Below are 3,867 nucleotides of genomic sequence, written 5' to 3' on the forward strand. Positions count from 1 at the left end.
ATTGTCAATATGTTTAGTTAGTTTTAGCCTGTAATCTTCCTTTTTTTCAGAATTAGAGTTACCCCCTATATACCCCTATAATTTACACATTTTTTTTATTAATTTGCTTAACTAAACGACATTGAATACTAATTGTTAATCTTGCTTGTAATTATTCCATCTCCTCTCCGCTTGCTTGCTATTGTATAAAAGGTGTTGAATGTCTATGACACTTGTTTTTATAGTTGCCATTGTAAAAAGGTTAATCTTGAAATATGCTTCTCACCTTTTTAGTTCCCCATTTTCTTTAGAAAACCTGCATGCGATTTTAAGGCCGAAATGAAGGTCTTATTTTCAATGTAAGGTATTTTAAACTCTTCTGCAGTTTCTTTCACTATTGATGAAATTGCTGGATAATGTACGTGGCAGATATTTGGAAAAAGATGGTGCTCAATCTGAAAATTTAAGCCGCCAAATAAAAATCCTGTAAGCCAACTTTCTCGAGCAAAATTAACAGTGCTACGCATTTGGTGTACTGCCCATGAGTCGTGAATTTCCGTTTCATTTTCAGGTTTGGGCATATGGGTTTCTTTGACCAAATGAGCTAATTGAAACACATTCCCAATCAAAGTCCCTTCCGCAAGGTGCATAACCAGCAGCAGTAATAGCACCTGAAACCACGGGAGATTAATCACAATAAGAGGAATAACAAGGAAAAACATGTAATAAATCAATTTGAATGCAAAGAGGTTAATATACTCAATGCGAGGAGGTTTTTCATCTCCAATTCTTAGAGACGCATCAAAAAACTTCATATAATCTTTTCTGTAAAACCATGAAATAGAGGCAAAAGAATATAGAAAAAAAGCATAAATATGTTGGTACTTATGGATCCATTTTTTGGGCTCATCCTTGTGGATTCGAATCATTCCTGGAGCTACTTGAAGATCTGCATCGTGTCCAATAATGTTGGTATAAGTATGATGTATTTTGTTGTGGGTCATTTTCCATACATATACATTTGCCCCTATCAGATTAAAGAGAATTCCCAATGCTTTATTAATTTGGGGAGATTTGGAATAAGCGCCATGAAGGGCATCATGGCCAATATTAAAGCCAATCAGTCCCATAGTTAATCCCAAGCCTATCGCGATCATCATATGATACCATAGATTTACTTCTGCAAATAATAATGCAAAATAAAGACCAACCCAAAGAGTCAAAATCCCTATTGTTTTGGCTACCATTCTCCCATCAGCTTTTTTTGAAATCTTCTTCTGTTCAAAATAAGCGTTTATCCTTTCTCGTACTGTCTCTAGAAACATTGAGCTTGTTTGGGTTCCAAATTTTATTGATTTACTCATGATTTGTAGGTGCACAATGGCTTTAAATGAATACTTTAAAAAAATTAACATTATAGTTTTTTGTCCCGCTTATAAAACCATACTTTATTATAATACTCATTTACAGGCAAAAGAGCACAAAAGTAAAGGCTAAATCAATACAATTGGAGTTCTGCCAACAATGAATCCATAGCCTTTCTACTAATTTTCAATTTGGCTGCAAGTTTTTGGAACATTGTTTCTTGTTCTCCCTCTTTAAATTCAAAGTCCGCATCATTCAAATAAGGAAACCTCCACTTTAACATGACTTTTTGTTCTCTCCAGCTTCTCACAATATTCATATACTTTTATTTTAAAATAATTTAACTGAAATTTGATTTGTATATCACAGAACACCAGTTTAAAAATGTCAAGGATATAAAAAAGTACAAGGTTAGTCATAAAAACAGAGCTAGGAGCATTGTTTTCAGGCCTAATAAAATAACGTAATTTTCTGAATTTTAATTCAATAACAATGGGCAATAGCTACTTTAACTTGGCAATTACTAATAAAGCAGAAAAGGTAAATTTGTAAAGAGGAGATTTTTAATTCATTTATAGATGGCAAGAGTACATGAACATTTAGAATACTTTCCATAAGTTCTCTGACACTTTTGATTTGTTGGGATAATCTAGGCAGGATTAGTTGAAATTCTTCATGAGAAATGTGTTGACCATCTTCCAACTCCAATAAAGATTGCAAAGCAGCAATAGGGATTTGAGATCATGAGACAAAATAGAAAACAGCAATTGTCTACTTCTATTAGACTGGACCAAAGCTATATTTGACTGTTCCAACTCCTGCGTTTTTTCTACCTCATATTTAATCAGGAGTTCCTCCCGTATATTTTTTGTTTGCTCACGATTAAGCTTTTGCTCTGAACTCAATTTCAGTTTGATGTACTCATTGGCGTTTTTGTAATCCCCTAAGCTTTCAGACACACTTGAAAGAATTCCGGCGGCTGACCCTATTTGATAAGGAGAGTTCATATCATTAGCCAATTCCATGGCTTTTTGAGCATATCTTAAAGCAAGCACTTTATTGTTTAATTCTAAATTGAAACTGGTTAGTTCATACAGCAGGGAAATTTGTATTTCGGTGTTCTGTAGACCATTAGAAAACTCCAATGCCTGCGTGAGCAGTTTTTGGGCAGTCACATAGTCTTTATTTTCTCGAGCAACTTCAGCAAGCAGGTTGATGGTATTGATACTACCCCTAACGTCTTGTAAGGATGCTTTAATCGTAAGTGATTTTTCGAGGTAATACCTTGCAGAGTCTAAATCCTCAAGACTACTTGTTTCAGCCCATAAATCTTTAAAATAACTACCCAAATCATTGTATAGTAGGCCTTGGGCTCACAGGTTATTGACCGACAAAGCATATCCTAGAGATTTTTGATATCATTTGGCGGCATCTTTGGCGCTGCCTGTACGGTATAAGATATTGCCAATATTGAGATGGGATTCCATAAGACCTAAGGCATCCTGTATGTTTTCTCGTATTTTTAAAGCATAATATGCGTTTGCAAGGCTGAGTCAAATGATAATTTGATCAAAAATGAGACGCCCTTAATATTCAAAGAATTTGCTTTCACCTTATCAAACCCATGCTTTTCTGCCAAGTTGATCGCTGAATCCGCATAAGCTATAGATAAATCTTGATCAATCGCATAATTTGCTTTGGCCACTTGGTGATATAGGTCAGCTTTGATTATTGGGTCTTTGGTGGCATAAATTACCTGTCTCAGACTGTCTGTGAGGGAAGACGCTTGTTGAAATGAAAGCAAAAAGAAAAGAACTAGCATGGAATGATTGATATTGGGTGACCAGTGAGTAAGAATGCCATGATGTGTTTCAGCCATTCTCAATGCTCTAAAATAAATAATATTTTAGTGTTGAGGCAATAAATTCTAAGATTAAAAAAAATTCTGATTACTCGTAATTACCAAAGAGTCAAAATATTACTTCGACTATTACGAACAACCATATTCTTTTTTTTCAAAATCCATTAGACCTATTGGCTAAAACCTTTCTCCCTATCTAAAGAAAAAGTAGATTTGAGAAAACTTCAACGATTCCTTAATTGATGAAGAAAGACTTATCTTTAATTTACTTCTGTTATCGTGAATCCAATTTTTCCAAGCCCGGACAAACAGCTAAAAATAGTCAAGAAAATCTTTGATGTTAATGGTTACATCCTTCAGCTTTCAATTTTTCTTGCTTTTGGATTTGTAATCGCCAATCTAGGTTTTGGAGACATTATTCAAACCAGTCAATATGGGCTATTTTTCGAAGGGTTATTATTTTTTCTCGTAATACTTTTATCCCTTAGACTCTTTTCCAAACGAGAGGTATATAGTAAACTCCGATTGATAATTGAAAAATATGATTATACGCTACTTTGCCAGTAAGGCTGAACTGACGCAATAACAAGTCTATCAAATAGTTTTTCTCCAAAATATCTTCTGTTTAGCCTATAACAGAACTCATCGAGGTAGTTTTGGAT

The 3,867-nt window shown here is 34.3% G+C and carries 4 protein-coding genes and 1 pseudogene; all 5 read right to left on the bottom strand.

Going from position 1 to position 3,867, the window contains the following annotated elements; all coding sequences use genetic code 11:
- Window positions 1-269 precede the first annotated feature (269 nt).
- Window positions 270-1,343 carry a fatty acid desaturase family protein gene (locus tag MM239_RS20560; RefSeq protein ID WP_241350209.1) on the bottom strand — a complete coding sequence of 358 codons (1,074 nt, stop codon included), beginning with the start codon at window positions 1,341-1,343 and terminating at the stop codon, window positions 270-272.
- 134 nt (window positions 1,344-1,477) lie between these two features.
- Window positions 1,478-1,663, bottom strand: a complete 186-nt coding sequence (locus tag MM239_RS20565) for a hypothetical protein (RefSeq protein ID WP_189580302.1) — start codon at window positions 1,661-1,663, stop codon at window positions 1,478-1,480.
- A 340-nt stretch (window positions 1,664-2,003) separates the two neighbouring features.
- Window positions 2,004-2,693 carry a hypothetical protein gene (locus MM239_RS20570; protein WP_241350210.1) on the bottom strand — a complete coding sequence of 230 codons (690 nt, stop codon included), beginning with the start codon at window positions 2,691-2,693 and terminating at the stop codon, window positions 2,004-2,006.
- Between the two features lie 173 nt (window positions 2,694-2,866).
- Window positions 2,867-3,223 (bottom strand): hypothetical protein, encoded by a 357-nt coding sequence (locus tag MM239_RS20575; protein ID WP_241350211.1) that lies wholly within the window; start codon window positions 3,221-3,223, stop codon window positions 2,867-2,869.
- A gap of 527 nt (window positions 3,224-3,750) precedes the next feature.
- A pseudogene (locus MM239_RS20580) lies at window positions 3,751-3,867 on the bottom strand (IS1595 family transposase); the annotation flags it as partial.

This window comes from Belliella filtrata (genome assembly GCF_022549775.1).
Classification (GTDB): Bacteria; Bacteroidota; Bacteroidia; order Cytophagales; family Cyclobacteriaceae; genus Belliella; species Belliella filtrata.

Excerpts from the sequence above, each read along its gene's own strand:
- MM239_RS20560 (WP_241350209.1), bottom strand. The coding sequence starts at position 1,343 with ATGAGTAAATCAATAAAATTTGGAACCCAAACAAGCTCAATGTTTCTA.
- MM239_RS20565 (WP_189580302.1), bottom strand. The coding sequence starts at position 1,663 with ATGAATATTGTGAGAAGCTGGAGAGAACAAAAAGTCATGTTAAAGTGG.
- MM239_RS20575 (WP_241350211.1), bottom strand. The coding sequence starts at position 3,223 with ATGGCTGAAACACATCATGGCATTCTTACTCACTGGTCACCCAATATC.